Annotated in this window: 15 protein-coding genes; 5 read left to right on the top strand and 10 right to left on the bottom strand. The window is 67.0% G+C overall.

Translation table 11 applies throughout. From position 1 onward, the window contains the following. Nucleotides 1–2 precede the first annotated feature (2 nt). A complete protein-coding gene (locus tag ACWDTS_RS02160) occupies nt 3–1,631 on the bottom strand; it encodes an ABC transporter substrate-binding protein (protein WP_450117488.1) in 1,629 nt (542 codons plus the stop codon). A gap of 146 nt (nt 1,632–1,777) precedes the next feature. On the opposite strand from ACWDTS_RS02160, the gene ACWDTS_RS02155 reads away from it, so the two are divergent. Both ACWDTS_RS02155 and ACWDTS_RS02150 read left to right on the top strand, forming a co-directional pair. Beyond that, nucleotides 1,778–1,987 (top strand): hypothetical protein, encoded by a 210-nt coding sequence (locus tag ACWDTS_RS02155; protein ID WP_231609818.1) that lies wholly within the window; start codon nt 1,778–1,780, stop codon nt 1,985–1,987. Nucleotides 1,988–1,999: 12 nt separating this feature from the next. Continuing rightward, nucleotides 2,000–2,359, top strand: a complete 360-nt coding sequence (locus ACWDTS_RS02150) for a zinc ribbon domain-containing protein (RefSeq protein ID WP_450117604.1) — start codon at nt 2,000–2,002, stop codon at nt 2,357–2,359. 179 nt (nt 2,360–2,538) lie between these two features. Here the strand turns inward: ACWDTS_RS02150 and ACWDTS_RS02145 are convergent, their stop codons facing one another. From ACWDTS_RS02145 to ACWDTS_RS02120, 6 genes are read right to left on the bottom strand one after another with little or no spacing between them, the layout of a single operon-like run. Further along, nucleotides 2,539–2,907, bottom strand: coding sequence for an STAS/SEC14 domain-containing protein (locus ACWDTS_RS02145; RefSeq protein ID WP_450117487.1), 369 nt, complete (start codon nt 2,905–2,907; stop codon nt 2,539–2,541). Nucleotides 2,908–2,947: 40 nt separating this feature from the next. Beyond that, nucleotides 2,948–3,436, bottom strand: a complete 489-nt coding sequence (locus ACWDTS_RS02140; RefSeq protein WP_197250315.1) for a GNAT family N-acetyltransferase — start codon at nt 3,434–3,436, stop codon at nt 2,948–2,950. Next, the gene (gene solA / locus ACWDTS_RS02135) at nt 3,433–4,563 is read right to left on the bottom strand and encodes an N-methyl-L-tryptophan oxidase (protein ID WP_450117486.1); all 1,131 of its coding nucleotides are present in this window, start codon (nt 4,561–4,563) and stop codon (nt 3,433–3,435) included. Before solA ends, ACWDTS_RS02140 begins: the two co-directional genes overlap by 4 nt. A gap of 18 nt (nt 4,564–4,581) precedes the next feature. Next, nucleotides 4,582–5,553 (bottom strand): ABC transporter substrate-binding protein, encoded by a 972-nt coding sequence (locus tag ACWDTS_RS02130; protein WP_450117485.1) that lies wholly within the window; start codon nt 5,551–5,553, stop codon nt 4,582–4,584. A 35-nt stretch (nt 5,554–5,588) separates the two neighbouring features. Further along, nucleotides 5,589–6,371, bottom strand: a complete 783-nt coding sequence (locus tag ACWDTS_RS02125; protein WP_450117484.1) for an amino acid ABC transporter ATP-binding protein — start codon at nt 6,369–6,371, stop codon at nt 5,589–5,591. Then, complete coding sequence (locus ACWDTS_RS02120) at nt 6,368–7,339, bottom strand: amino acid ABC transporter permease (protein WP_197250319.1); 972 nt, start codon at nt 7,337–7,339, stop codon at nt 6,368–6,370. Before ACWDTS_RS02120 ends, ACWDTS_RS02125 begins: the two co-directional genes overlap by 4 nt. Before the next feature lie 378 nt (nt 7,340–7,717). Between ACWDTS_RS02120 and ACWDTS_RS02115 the strand changes: the two genes are divergently transcribed. Further along, nucleotides 7,718–8,491 carry a sulfite exporter TauE/SafE family protein gene (locus ACWDTS_RS02115; RefSeq protein WP_450117483.1) on the top strand — a complete coding sequence of 258 codons (774 nt, stop codon included), beginning with the start codon at nt 7,718–7,720 and terminating at the stop codon, nt 8,489–8,491. A 158-nt stretch (nt 8,492–8,649) separates the two neighbouring features. Here the strand turns inward: ACWDTS_RS02115 and ACWDTS_RS02110 are convergent, their stop codons facing one another. Continuing rightward, the gene (locus ACWDTS_RS02110; RefSeq protein WP_450117482.1) at nt 8,650–9,648 is read right to left on the bottom strand and encodes an AvrD family protein; all 999 of its coding nucleotides are present in this window, start codon (nt 9,646–9,648) and stop codon (nt 8,650–8,652) included. Nucleotides 9,649–9,868: 220 nt separating this feature from the next. On the opposite strand from ACWDTS_RS02110, the gene ACWDTS_RS02105 reads away from it, so the two are divergent. Next, nucleotides 9,869–10,474, top strand: coding sequence for a TetR/AcrR family transcriptional regulator (locus ACWDTS_RS02105; RefSeq protein WP_450117481.1), 606 nt, complete (start codon nt 9,869–9,871; stop codon nt 10,472–10,474). A gap of 85 nt (nt 10,475–10,559) precedes the next feature. Beyond that, nucleotides 10,560–11,318, top strand: a complete 759-nt coding sequence (locus ACWDTS_RS02100) for an HAD-IIA family hydrolase (protein WP_450109441.1) — start codon at nt 10,560–10,562, stop codon at nt 11,316–11,318. Nucleotides 11,319–11,417: 99 nt separating this feature from the next. On the opposite strand, the gene ACWDTS_RS02095 is transcribed toward ACWDTS_RS02100, so the two are convergent. Beyond that, nucleotides 11,418–12,191, bottom strand: a complete 774-nt coding sequence (locus tag ACWDTS_RS02095) for an MspA family porin (RefSeq protein ID WP_450109428.1) — start codon at nt 12,189–12,191, stop codon at nt 11,418–11,420. A 63-nt stretch (nt 12,192–12,254) separates the two neighbouring features. After that, on the bottom strand, nt 12,255–13,019 hold the full coding sequence (locus ACWDTS_RS02090; protein ID WP_450117480.1) for an MspA family porin: 765 nt from the start codon (nt 13,017–13,019) through the stop codon (nt 12,255–12,257). Nucleotides 13,020–13,446: the final 427 nt, after the last annotated feature.

The raw sequence follows: 13,446 nt of genomic DNA, 5'->3' as shown, positions 1-13,446 counted from the left end.
ATCTACTCGCTCAGCCAGGTGTCGAAGAACTGCAGCCGGGCGGAGGCCTCGAACTTCAGGTCTGCCACGTTCGGTCCGGCGCCGATCGCCTGCGACAGTTCGACGGTCGGGATCCACAGGCCGTTGTCGAGCACGAGCTGCTGCGCCTGCCCGATGAGTTCGGCACGGGCAGCCGGATCCGTCGTGGACAGCTGACGGTTCAGCACGTCGTCGAGCGCGGGGATCGGGCCACGCTGGTTGATGTTGCGGCCTTGCAGCCCGAAGGCGGTGCGCAGGATGTCGCCGTCGGCGCGGGTGCTGTTGTAGTAGGACGCCTCGTAGTCGCCGGCGTTCTGACGGGCGGTGGTCTCCGGAGTGGAGACGAGGTCGAGCTGCAGGTCGATGCCCACGGCGCGCAGCTGCTGCTGCACCAGTTCGAGAATGGCCTGGTTGCCCGCGAACACGGAGCTGAAGAGCACCGGGAAGCTCAGGCGTTGCCCGTCTTTGACGCGGATCCCGTCGGGGCCGGGCACCCAGCCCGCGTCGTCGAGGATCTTCTCGGCCTTCTGCGGGTCGTAGGTGACGTCGGCGAGCTCGACGTAAGCGGGGGTCGCGGACGCGAGGGTGCTGGTGGCGGGGCGGAAGTCGGGACCGAGGACGGTGTCGACGAGTTCCTGCCGGTTGATCGCCGGAATCACTGCGCTCCGGACGGCCGGATCGGCGAGGAGACCGCGACTGACGTTGGGCTGGAATCCGAACGGAATGCCCGGGTTCGGCGTAGTGAGGATGCGGCCACCGGCACCTTCGATCTGCGGGGCGTCCTGCGGGAGCGCATCGGAGATCGCGTCGAGCTGCCCGGAGGCGAGCGAGCCGGTGCGGACCCCGGATTCGGGCACGACGGTGAATTCGATGCGGTCGAGGTAGGCCTCACCGTCGTGCCCGAACGCCTCGGACCCCCACGAGTATCCGGCCCGCTTGACGAGCGTCGCGGACTTGTCCTGCTGGTAGTCCTCGTACACGAACGGCCCGGTGCCGGAAAGCTCACCCGCGCAGCGCTCCTCGGCGCTCTTCGCGGTGTCCGCCTCCGAGAGCAGACCGAGCTGATGGCTGGCCGTGGCCTGCAGGAACGGCGCGTTCGGCGCCGAGAAGGTCACCTGTGCAGTGCGGTCGTCGACGACCGTGGTGCCGGTGTACCCGGAAAGATAGCCGACGGCCTGCGGTGCCTTGACCCCGCCGAGGGTGTTCACGATCGCGTCGAAGTTCTTCTTCACCGATTCCGCGGTGAGCGGGGTGCCGTCGCTGAACGTGACGCCTTCCTTGAGGCGGAAGGTGAACTGTGTGCCGTCGCCGTTCGATTCCCAGCTCTCGGCCAGCCACGGCACGATCTCACCGGTTTCGGGATCCTGGTCGGTGAGCGAGTCGACGACCTGCCGGGCGACGTAGATGGTCTGGTTCGTGCCGGCCTGGGCAGGATCCGCGCAGGTGGGTGCCTGCGACAGTCCGTACCGCAGGGTGCCGCCGGGCTGCGGATCCCCGGTGGGTTCCGAGTTCGCCGCGGCGCCGGAGCCGCACGCGGTCAGTGCTGCTCCCAGCACGGCCGTTGCGGCCGCCGTGACGACGAGCCGGGACGCAGAAGAGGACGAGATGGACAACGACGGGCTCCGTGATCTGGACATGGCTCCGGCGGCATGACGCAAACGATGCCGCCGGGCGGAAGGCAGGTGGATTCGGTGCGGATCTCAGCGGTCGATGCAGACGGTAGCGACCTCCCGATCCCCGGAATACCCTTTCCGTCACGGTGATCGAAACCTTTTCGGCGACAAAGTCAGTCACTGCCGTCGCGGCCACCACCGCGCTGGCGCAACGCCATCGGGTGATCGTGGTGGAGACGTTGAACGCGTCCGGGATGCGTTCGGCCGGTGGCAGCCGGAAGAAGGGCCTGAACCGGGCGCTCGCCGATGCGGCCCTGGCCGAAATTCGGCGGATGCTCGGCTACAAGACCGGTTGATACGGCTCGACGCTGGTGGAGGCCGGCCGCTGGTACCCATCATCGAAAACGTGTTCGGGATGTGGCAGGCGACAACCAAACCTGACGCTCGCGGACCGGACGTATGTGTGTGAGCACTGCGGCCTGACGATCGATCGTGATCGCAACGCCGCGATCAACCTCGCCCGCCTCGGCGAGACCCACCGCACGGGTGATACGGGGACCGGTACCGGGAGTAGCCCGGCCGCCACCGATTCGGGTGGGGACGGACGTGGAGCCACGCGCAAGACCCGATCCGCGGGAGCGGACAAGGCAGCAGGCGTTGAAGCGTCAACCCAGCACGACACTGTCGGTCGGACCGGGACCGTCTCACCGGAAGGTGAGGCTGCCTGATGGCGAAGCAAACAGGGCGTGCTCACGTTTGCTCACCAGAAGGCAACGGTTGCTGCGACGTCGTCGAGCCAGGTGTCTCGGTCGCTCTGGATGGTTCTTGCCCGAACCTGAACGCCCCGGCACAGCCCGAACACCCCTTTTTCTCGAGGTGGCGCGAATTGCGTGCCGTCGAACCGGGTTCAGGCGGCGGTTCCGGCCGCCCACTCGATCGCGGCGTCGCGCTCGGACAGCGGGAAACGCTTGAACTCCCCGGGCGTCAACCAGCCGAACAGGGACATGACGGTGATCATCCAGTCGAGGTCCGTGACCAGCGCGATCCGTTCCCAGCGGGTGACGTGCTCGGCACCGAGCCGGAAGTCGTCCCACATCGCTCCGGGGGACAAACCGTCGAAGCGCTCGAACACCAGGACGATCCGGATCTTCCCACCCCGGTCGCAGACCTCGCGCACCGCGGGCATCAGAATGTTCTCGTAGTCGGATGCTTCGATTCGTCCGACGGCCTCGAAGCCGAGGACGCCGTCGGGCAGGTCTCGGATCGGTTCGAGCATGTTTCGACGGTACCGCTGCCGCCGCCGGCGCCTGGGTGGATCAGCGCAGATACTTCTCGAACGGGTGCGGGCCGATCTCCTCGGCCGGAACGGACGGGTCGAACAGGGCGGTGTAGCCCGCCGCCAGATAGAGCGCGACCGCTTCCGGCTGGCGCCACCCGGTGGTCAGGTAGATGCGGGAATAGCCGCGCCGCACCGCCTCGCCCTCGAGTTCGTCGAGGACGAGACGGCCGAGCCCGCGCCGCCGGTGCCGAGCGGAGGTCCAGATGCGTTTGAGCTCGGCGGTGTGCTCGTCGTAGCGGCGGAACGCTCCCCCGGCGACGGGTTCACCGTCCTCGACGAGGACCAGCAACGCGCCGTGCGGCGGCGCGAATTCCTCACCGGGATGGGTGGTCAGGTCCTCGAACTGCTCCTCGAACGGCCGTTCGTAGCGAGTGCTGTACTCGACGGCGAGTTCGGTGAGCAATGGCAGGGCGAGCGGGTCGTCCTGCGCCACCCGAAGGACCTGCAGGCGGCGGGTTTCGCTCATCGCGCGGCCACCGCCTGCCGGGCACCGAACCGGAAGGGTTCGAGAGCTCGGCTCCTGCCGTCGACGAGATCGGCGACGAGCTCCCCGATCACCGGCGCGAACTTGAAACCGTGCCCGGAGAATCCGGCCGCCACGGTCACCTCACCGACCCGGTCGACGACGAAATTACTGTCCGGGGTCGTCGTGTAGAGGCAGGTGTCGGCGACGACGGAGCCGAGGTCGACGCCGGGCAGCCACGCGGTCGCGTAGTCGACGAGCCGCTCGACACCGGCGGGATCGGGCCTGTAGTCCCGAGTTTCGGGTTCCACCACCGGTCCCGTACCGTGCTCACCGATCTTGATGCCGTCCTCGGAACCGAGCCCGTAGATGCCTTCTCCGGTGAGTCCGGCGCCACGATGATGCACGAAGCTCGGCCAGTCCGCGACGATCGGCACGAAGTGCGCGGGTTGTTCCTGCGTGGTGCGCAGTCGCGGCAGTTCCGGCACGACGTCGAGCTGCGCATCGGCGAGCAGCGATCGGGTCCACGCGCCGGCCGCGACGATGACGTGTGCGGCCGGAATCGTCGTCCCGTCGGTGACGACCTCGACACCGGTTGCGGTGCTTCTGATTCCGTGTACCGCCACGCCGTGCCGGATATCCGCTCCCGCATCGGCCGCAGCCCGGTTCAGGGCCTGCACCGACCGGTCGGCGTGCAACCGGCCGGCGTCGGGGTGGTGCAGGACCCGGGTGTCGAATCGGATTCCGGGCCAACGCCGTCCCGCCTCGGCCGGATCCAGCAGCTCGTGCGGGATCCCGAGCGCGGCCAACGCGTTCGCCTTGGCCGCGAGCGCGGCGGGAAGACCGTGGTCGACGGCGCCGGTGAGCGTGAGAACCGACGTGCCCGTGGCGTCCTCGAGGGCACGCCACAGCGGCAGCGCCCGCGCGGCCAGACCGGTGTAGAACTCCCCGTCGTACGCCTGCCGGTAGATGCGCGAACTGCCGTGCGAAGCGCCGTGGCGGTGTCCCGGATCGAACTGTTCGAGCAGCACGACCGACCGGCCGCGTTCGCTCAGGCGCCAGGCCGCTGCCGACCCGACGACACCGCCGCCGACGATCACCACGTCGGCGCGGCCCTGAATGCGACTCATCGATTCCTCCGGGTTTCGCTACTGCGCAGGCTTCTTCGGCAGGCCGGGCGGGTTGATCCGCGAGGACTCGACCGCCTCGCTCGAAATGCCCCAGCGTTCGAGAACCTGTGCGTACGTGCCATTCTCGATGATGTGGTTCAGCGCCTCGTTGATCGGGCCGACCAGGCCGTTGTCCTTCTTCGTCAGCACCGCGATCTCCCCCTGCAGGGCGTCTCCTGCACCGGAGAACGTGCCGACGACCTCGGTCTCGCCGGATTGGATGGCATGGAACGACGACGACGGGTTGGGCCCGACGTACGCGTCGATGCGGCCGGAGCCGAGCGCGAGGTAGTAGTCGGTTGCGTTCTGGTAGTAGAGGATCTCGGCGGGTTCGAGCCCGGCCGCGACGTTCTGCTCGTTCCACTGGACGAGCAGCTCCTCCTGGTTGGTGCCGGACGAGACACCGACCTTCAGACCTGCGATGTCCTTCGGGCCGTCGAACGTGATGCCACTGCCCTTCTTCACCTCCACGGCAAGGCTGTCGAGACGGTAGGTGGCGAAGTCGTACTTCTCCTTGCGTTCCTCGGTGACGGTCACGTTGGAGATGAAGGTGTCGGCCTCACCGGAGTCGATGCGCACGAAGTTCTGCGCCCAGTCCGCCGCGGTCAGTTCGATCTCCAGACCGAGCACGTCGCCGATGAGGTACGCGAAGTCCGTCTCGGAACCGATGATCGTCTTGTCGTCGTCGGCGTAGAACCGCAGGGGCGGTGCCGTGCCTGCGGACCCGGTCACGATCAGGGTGCCGCGGTCGCGGATGGCCTGCGGGACCTTCGCGGCGATCTCGGGAACCTCGTCGGTGGTGATGCGGTTCTGGTCCGCGCTGAGGTTGTATCCGGCCGCGGTCGCGGCGTCCGACTCGGGGTCGCCCGAGCTGCACGCCGCGCCGGCGAACAGGGCGACGGCGGTCAGGGCCGAGGCGAACAGCCTCGTGGGGCGGGTGGGGGCTGACATCGTGTCCTTCCGGAAATCTTCGGTGTAAGGGGTTTTCAGAGCACCCGGGACAGGAATGCCCGGGTGCGGTCGTGGCTGGGTCGTTCGAGGACGTCGGCGGGTGGGCCCTGCTCGACGATGACGCCGCCGTCCATGAACACGACGGTGTCGGCGACCTCGCGGGCGAATCCGATCTCGTGGGTGACGATCACGAGGGTTGCACCGTCGGCGGCGAGGTCGCGGATCACGTCGAGAACCTCGCCGACGAGTTCGGGGTCGAGCGCGGAAGTCGGTTCGTCGAACAGGATCACGGCCGGGCGCAGCGCCAGCGCGCGGGCGATCGCGACGCGTTGCTGCTGCCCACCCGACAGCTGCTTCGGGTAGTCGTGGACCTTGTCCCCGACACCGACGCGGCAGAGCAGTTCCCGGGCTTCGGCCTCCACCTCGGCGCGTTCACGCTTCTGCGCCGACAACGGCGCCTCGATCACGTTCTCGAGCGCGGTCAGATGCGGGAACAGATTGAAGTTCTGGAAGACGAAGCCGATCCGGGAGCGCTGGCGCAGAATCTCGCGCGGACGCAGCTCGTACAGCTTGTTGCCGCGACGGCGGTAGCCGATGAGCTCACCGTCGATGCGGATGGTGCCGCGATCGACCTTCTCCAGGTGGTTGAGGGTACGCAACAGCGTGGACTTCCCGGACCCGGACGGCCCGAGGATCACCGTCACCTCGCCCTTGCGAACCTGCAGGTCGACGCCCTCGAGCACCTTGAGGGCGCCGAAGGACTTGTGGACGCCGCGCACGTCGACTGCGTGGACCTGCGGATCTTCGATCGTGGTCATTTGGTCGCTCCCCTCGGCGTGCCGATCCCGGCATCACGGATCTCGCGGTACTTGGCCAGCAGCTTCTGACGCGGAGTGAGCGGCAGGTCACGCGCCGAGCCGCGGGCGTAGTGACGCTCGACGTAGTACTGGATGATGGACAGCACGGTGGTGAGCAGGATGTACCAGACGGTGGCGACCATGAGCAGCGGCACCACCCGGCCGTTGCGCCCGAAGATCACCTGGACCTGGTAGAACAATTCGGCGATCGCCATCGTGGAGACGATCGAGGTGCCCTTGAACAGGCTGATGACCTCGTTGGCGGCGTTGGGCAGGATCGCGCGCATCGCCTGCGGCAGGACGATTTTGACGAACTGTCGGTACCGCGGGATGCCGAGGGCGTTGGCCGCCTCGATCTGTCCGTGATCGACGGAGATGATGCCGGCGCGGATGATCTCCGCGGAGTAGGCGGCCTGGTGCAGGGCCAGGCCGATCACCGCGGCGGTGAAGCCGGAGATCACGCCGGTCACGTTGAACTCGAAGAAGCTCGGCCCGAACGGAATACCCAGCGACAGCGTCTGATACAGGTACGCGATGTTGAACCAGAACAGCAGCTGCACGATCAGGGGAATCGAGCGGAACGCCCAGATGTAGATCCACGAAATGACCTGCAGCACCGGGTTGTTCGACAGCCGTGAGACGGCGAGCAACACGCCGAGACCGAAACCCAGAATACTGCCCCACAGGGTCAGCTTCACCGTCATCCACAGCGCCGCCAGCACGGATTCGGCGGTGAAGTAGCGGGCGAAGGTCGCCCAGTCCCAGCCGGGGTTGGTGGCGAGGCCGTGCAGGAACTGCGCGACGACGACCAGCACCGCGATGCTGATCACCCAGCGCCACGGATGCGGGGTACGTGCGACGACGAGATCGCCGTCGTCGACGTCGTCGGCCGGCGTCGGCGCGGGACGGTTGCGGGTCGGCGCGCTCACGCCGGCCTGCCGGACACTGCAGACATGGGGGTGCCTTTCGAACTGGACGGGGGAATATCCCGGAAGGTCGGATATGGGGACCGGACTGTCAGCGACAGCGACAGCGGCACAGCCCGCCGCGGCACAGATCGATGTGCCGTCGGCGCCAGGACGCGCGCTCGTTGCTGCTCATGGTCGGACCTTCCCTCGGTCCCCTCGGGAGCGGCGACCGTAGAACAAGAGATTGGGCCCGAGCGCCGTCCGGGTCACTGATTGAAATCCGGATGATTCGAACACACCCCGGATTTCACCCCCTCGTCCACGTCACCCGGGATGAGGACACCGGGTGCAGGGGTGGACGGTGAAGGTCGACGGCAGCCCATCCGTAGACTGCGGTCGGTGACTGCGTTCGAACTGTTCCTCGTCGCCCTGGCCGGTCTGGGTGCCGGCGCGATCAATGCCCTCGTCGGCTCCGGCACCCTCATCACGTTCCCGACCCTCGTCGCGTTCGGGGTACCACCGGTGACCGCGACGATGTCGAACGCGGTCGGGCTCGTCGCCGGTGGGGTGTCGAGCACATGGGGCTATCGACGCGAACTGCGCGGGCAGTGGCCGCGGTTGCGGTGGCAGATCCCCGCGTCGCTGTCGGGTGCCATGCTCGGGGCGTGGTTGCTGTTGCACCTGCCGGAGTCGGCATTCGAGACGATCGTGCCCGTGCTCATGGTGCTGGCGCTGACACTCGTGGTGCTGCAACCGAAGCTGCAGAAGTGGGTGCTGAAGCGGGCGGGCGGAACCGCCGACGAGCACATCGGCCCGGTGCGCCTGTCGATCCTCGTCGCAGGGACGTTCGCGGTCGGCGTCTACGGCGGCTACTTCACTGCGGCACAGGGCATTCTGCTCATGGGACTGTTCGGGGCGCTGCTGCACGACAACATCCAGCGGCAGAACGCGGCGAAGAACCTGCTCTCCCTGCTGGTCAACATCGTCTCGGCGACCACCTACACGCTCGTCGCGTTCGACCGGATCAACTGGGCGGTCGCCGGCGTCATCGCGGTCGGCTCACTGATCGGCGGGGCGCTGGGATCACGATACGGCCGTCGACTGTCCCCGGCCGCGCTGCGCGGCGTCATCGTCGTCGTCGGCCTCATCGGGTTGTACCGACTGCTTGCGTGAGACCGGCGGAACCTTCCGTCCTGTCGGCACTTCGGCACCCCCCAGTGCCGAAGTGCCGACGTCCGCCGGTCAGTTTCTCGGCGCGCGTGGGTGAGTCACCGGCTGAGCACCTTCCTCCGTTGCGGCCGGGTCGGATCCCAGCACGGCGATCCGCGCGGTCACGAGCGATCTCCTCGCGTCGGCAACCGGTGGGCGAGCAGACAGGAGCCGGTGACGCCACCGAAGTCGGTGATCGCAAGATCGGCACTACGCCAGATGGCTTCTCCCCGATCGATCGTCGACAGTCGCCGCACCCGCACCTGTCCGCGGAACGGCCGGCGGGCGTCGCGATCGGGTCCGGCCGCGACGAGTTCCAGATTCCGCATACACAGCGCGTTGTTCGTGGTGCGGTCGACGCCGTCGAGACCGTGGAGCAGCACCTGGGACAACTGCGCGGCACCGAGCACGGCATCGATCACCGAAATCGACCGAGGCCACGCGGTTTCGGCGCCGCCGAAGGCAGTAGTGGTGTCGATGTCGATCTCCACGGTCGCGGTGACGGAGTCGTCCTCGACGATGAGGTCCCGCGCGGTGAGAGTGTGCGACTTGTATCCACCGAGATAGAACGGCGACACCGTCGCCGCCGACGGTCCGGGTACCCGGTCCGTACCGCTGCCGTACTTCTCCCCTGCTCCGACCGGGTGGATCAGTGTCATCGTTCCCCGGAGCCGGCCGACCCGGAAGGTCGCGGTGGTCGCGACGGTGCCGTCCAGAGGCGGCGCGACGCCGGTCACGACCGCCGAGACCGGGATGCGGAGCAGGTCATCCTCCGGCCGTGTTCCGGCAGTGATCTTGGCATGCGCCACCCAGATGCGGGCCTGCTCGTCCGGTTCGAGTCTGCGCGCATGGCTCAGTCCGGCTTCGAGCAGTGACGCGGCCAGTGCCACCGTGTCGACGAACGACACGTGCGGGACGAGTTCTGTCGAACCCTTCTCCGACCAGCCTCGGGGGTAGTCGAGAACCGCGACGGCGCGGTGCTCGGTTCCCGGCCCGGTGGATCGGCCCAGATCCAGGTCGATGAGATCGTGGTTCACGTTCTTGTAGCCGCGTCCGAAATAGCGGCCGTCGGCGGCACCCAGCACCTCGTCGAGGGAAGCATGCGCGGTCGGGGCGGTCACAGTGCACCCTCCACGTGCGTGCCGGCCGTGTCGCGTGCCGATGATGGTGGCGACGTCACGACCTGACCAGCCCAGGACAGACCCCCATCGAACTCCCCCTCGAGATCGAACTGTACGTGGGTATGGAACATACCGACGTACAGTCATGTGCGCCAGTCCAGGGACACGGTCGTCCCGTCGACTCGGCGGGAACGCACACCGGGTCGGTAGGATCCGCGAGGTGGAAACGCTTCCGTCACGGCGCGAGGAGTACGCGCTGCGCACCTACGATGCGCTCGTCGAGATCGGTGCCGATCTGTTCGCGACCCAGGGATATGCGAATACGTCGATCGAACAGATCGCGAGGACGGCACGCGTAACCAAAGGTGCTGTCTACCATCATTTCTCCGACAAACAGGCGCTGTTCGCCAAGGCGTTCGAGCGGGAGTGCGCAGCATGCCTCGAGCGCACCCGCGCGACGCTGGACCCGGAACCCGAGAACGCGATCGAGGCGATCGTCCTCGGTCTCGCCCGGATCTTCGACGAGCATGCCGCCAATCCCCGACTCCGGGCTCTTTCCCAGCAGGCCACCAGCGCGATCGGCGAAGCCCGGCGACGGGAGATCCAGGCCGGCAAGTCCGTGCCCGTGGTGCGGGAACTGCTCGAGCAGGCGACCCGCTCCGGCACCGTGATCGGCATCGACGAGGACACCGCCGCGCGGATGATCCTCGAACTGGGCTTCTACGGTCTCGTCTCGTATGCCGACAACCCGACGCCGGAAACCCGCACCGTCGTCGAGAACACGCTCGGCAGCTTCATCCGGGGGCTGTCCGTTCGCCCTCGGTGACGTCCAGCGCTCCGGCGACCGTGGATGACAAGATGGGGTGGTGAGCACACCCGAGGACACCACCGCCCCTGCCTGGACCTACCTGATGGACATGGACGGCGTGCTCGTCCACGAGGACGCGCTCATCCCCGGCGCAGACGCATTCCTGAGTGAACTGCGTTCGAACGAAACACCGTTCATGGTTCTGACCAACAACTCGATACGCACTCCGCGGGACCTGCGGGCCCGGCTGCAGCGCACGGGACTCGACATCCCCGAGGAATCGATCTGGACGTCGGCGCTCGCGACCGCGACGTTCCTCGCGAACCAGCGGCCGGAGGGCACCGCGTACGTCGTCGGCGAATCGGGCCTGACGACGGCGCTGCACGACATCGGATACGTACTGACCGACCGCGACCCCGACTACGTGGTGCTCGGCGAGACCCGCACCTACTCGTTCGAGGCGATCACGACGGCCATCCGGCTCGTCGAGCGCGGCGCGCGATTCATTGCGACGAACCCCGATCCGACCGGACCGTCGCTGGAGGGCTCGCTTCCGGCGACCGGCGCCGTCGCGGCGTTGATCACGCGGGCGACCGGCCGTGAACCGTACTTCGTGGGCAAGCCGAACGCGCTGATGATGCGGTCCGCGCTGCGAGCGATCGGTGCGCATTCGGCGTCGACGGTGATGATCGGCGACCGCATGGACACCGACATCGTCGCCGGCCTCGAGGCGGGGCTTCAGACCCTGCTGGTGCTCACCGGCATCTCGACGCGCGCGTCGGTCGAGTTGTACCCCTACCGGCCCACGCGGATCGTCGAGTCGGTCGCAGATCTGGTGGGACGCACCAGGAATCCGTTCTGACGTCGCCTTCCGGACCCCACCGGACCGGAAGGCGACAGCGCCCCGCCACCGAGAGGATGAGGCTCTCGGTGGCGGGGCCGACCATCTGTCAGGCGCCTGTCAGCCGATGCTGAAGGGCTGTCCCCACAGGGTGACCTGCTGGGTGTCGGTCGCCGTGTTGACCGTGACCTTCACGAAGCTGCGGGCTTGGGCGTAGCCGGCACAGCCAGAGATACCCACGGTGGAGTCAGCCCAGGTGACACTGCCTTCGGTCGGGATAGCGCCATCCTTGGGCTTGGCTACCACCGAGAAGGGACGGAATACCCGATCACCGAAGGGGTTTTCCTGCTCAATGGAGAGCACGGAGAACTGGCTGGTCTTACCCGGGGACAAGGTGATGCCAACGTTGGCGCTCAGCCCCCCGCTGCTGGTACCGGTGTTGGATTGCGCGGTAACGACCCCATTTCCTGCAGGGGGGGTGTCGGTAGTCGTGCTGGTCGACGATGCACCGCCTGAGGCGTTTGCACCCGCGCCTGCGGTACCGGCGATGTCTACCTGGCAGCCCACGACATAGCCGGGCTGGATGCGATAGTTGCTGACCTTCTGCGCGCCTGCGCCACTCAGCTTGACCTGGGCCGAGCCGGAGACCCACACATTGCGGTGGACGGGCGTGGCGCCCATCGACGGGTTGATGTTGGCGGATTCGCCCGTACGGGACACGGTGACCACAACGTCGCCCGGCAGGGTTTCGGTGATCGAGCCGTCCGGCAGGGGAACGAAGGTGTCGGCGTTGGCCGTGCCGGCGGAGGCGAAGCCGATTGCGACGGCGACGGTAGCGCCGACCCCGGCCGCCCGGAGACCGCGACGCAGGCCCTTGGTGATGCTGGTCTTCATGTTTTCTCTCTCGAGTTCTCAGCTCGCGTGAGCGAGGATTTCAGTCAGGTCCGGTCCGGATGATCAGCCGATGCTGAACGGCTGGCCGTACAAGGTGGTCTTGACGTAGTCCTTGCCCACGACCTCGAGCACGGTGTACGCACGGGCCTGTGCGTAGCCACCGCAGCCCAGGGTGCTGAGCTCCGCGTCCTGGTACTGGATCGAGTAGGTGGTGTCCTTCTTGGTGATGTCCTTGCCTTCGATGTGCACGAAGGCGACCTGGCCTGGTTGCAGCGGGGCAGAGAGGGCAACCGACGGGCTGATCGCGCCGGAGGAAGTCCCCGCATTGAGGGCTGTGCCAGCAGGCAGCGAGGTCGTAGCCACCAAGAGATTCTGCAAAGAGGAGACAACGCTGGCATTGAAGTTGACACCCAGATTGCCCCTGAGGCCCGAGATGTCGACCTGGCAACCGACGATGTAGCCGGTGTTGATGCGCGAGACACCGTGCGTCGAGGAGTTATTGGCACCGGCGAGCGAGGAGGTGCTGCCGTCGGTCTTGCCCGGTTCGGACGGGACGTCGACGTTCACCCGAGCAGACACCTTGCCGGACACCCACGCGACGCGGTTGGTCGGGTTCGCGGCCATGGACGGCGAGACGAGTGCGCTCTCCTCGGTCCGGCTCACCGTGGCCTTGTCACCGGGAGCCGTGATCTGGCCATCGGGCAGGGGAACGAAGGTATCGGCGTTCGCCGCACCTGCGGACAGGAACCCCAGTGCGATGGCTGCGGCAGCGGCGACGCTGCCGATCCGGGCGCCGCGGCGCAGTCCGGACGCGTGCTTCTTGCTCAATTGGTACCCCTACTCAGGTGTGTGCGGTGCCCGTCCTCGCGGAGGGCACGGTCGAGCACGCCGATCTCCGGGCAGCAGAGATCGACTGGTATCTGTCACAGTTTTTCGCGTCGTGCGAATAGTCCTCTTGCGCAAAGGACCTCGACGCGCGGTCGACTGTCGCCCCACAGGGCACTGTGGCCGTCCCAGAACCCTCCGGCCTCAGTTCGTGACGAACGATAACACGGGTTGTGAATAGCACCACTAATGATTTTCGTGGTGTGAGCCAGATCACCTTTCGGTGAAAATTACGTAAAGAGACGGTCAAGTCGACTCGCCCCGGAAGCGGTGTCCGAAGTGCGAATATTACTGTCCGGTAGCTGTTTTCGTGCTCGTCGCGCACTCTCCGGAGAGCAAAGCTCTATAGAGTGACACATCACAACAAGTT

This window comes from Rhodococcus sp. NPDC003383 (genome assembly GCF_053589115.1).
Note: the sequence above shows the minus strand (reverse complement) of the source record. Positions and strands in the feature narration are given on the sequence as shown.